Consider the following 867-nt stretch of genomic DNA (forward strand, 5'->3'; position numbering starts at 1 on the left):
CGGGTGCAGGGCCCCGGCCACCTCCACACTCTGGCCGTGCGCGGCAACCTTGCCTATTGGCGGGGTGAGGCGGGCGACGCGGCGGGCGCCGCAGCTGCGCTCGAGGAACTACTGCCTGACTTGGTGCGGGTGCAGGGCCCCGGCCACCTCCACACTCTGGCCGTGCGCGGCAACCTTGCCTATTGGCGGGGTGAGGCGGGCGACGCGGCGGGCGCCGCAGCCGCGTTCGAGGAACTACTAGCCGACCGGGCACGGCTCCTGGGCCCCTACCACCTCCACACTCTTGCAGCCCAAGGCAACCTCGCCTATTGGCGAGGTACAGCCGGGGACGCGGTCGGCGCCGTAGCCGCGTACGAGAAGCTATTGGCCGACCGGGTGCGAGTCCTGGGCCTCAGCCACGCCGACACCCTGACCACCCGCAGCAACCTGGCCCACTGGCGGAATGAGGCCAAGAATGCGGCTGCGTCCGAGGAGATGCAGGCCGACCGGTTTTGGGTGCAGGACCCCCGCAACTCCTTCGGGAGCTTCGGCCACATGAAACCCGCGCCGCCGGATCGGGGTAACGGTGTGCCCAAGCTCGAGAGGCTGTTGGCTAGCCGCATGCGGGAACTGGGCCCAGATCACCCCGACACCCTCGCTGCTCGCGATGACCTGGCCCACTGGCGGGGTGAGGTGGGGGATGCGGCCGGCGCTGCGGCCTTGTACGAGGAACTGTTGGCTAGCCGCATGCGGGCGCTGGGCCCAGATCACCCCGACACCCTCGCTGCTCGCAATGACCTGGCCCACTGGCGGGGTGAGGTGGGGGATGCGGCCGGCGCTGCGGCCTTGTACGAGGAACTGTTGGCTAGCCGCATGCGGGCGCTGGGC

Annotated in this window: 1 protein-coding gene; it reads left to right on the forward strand. The window is 70.5% G+C overall.

Annotated features, from left to right (window positions below):
* Positions 1 to 36: 36 nt before the first annotated feature.
* Positions 37 to 867: tetratricopeptide repeat protein (locus ACWFR4_RS48860; RefSeq protein WP_453658449.1), on the forward strand; the 831-nt coding region annotated here is incomplete at its 3' end.

It is taken from the genome of Streptomyces sp. NPDC055140 (assembly GCF_053607285.1).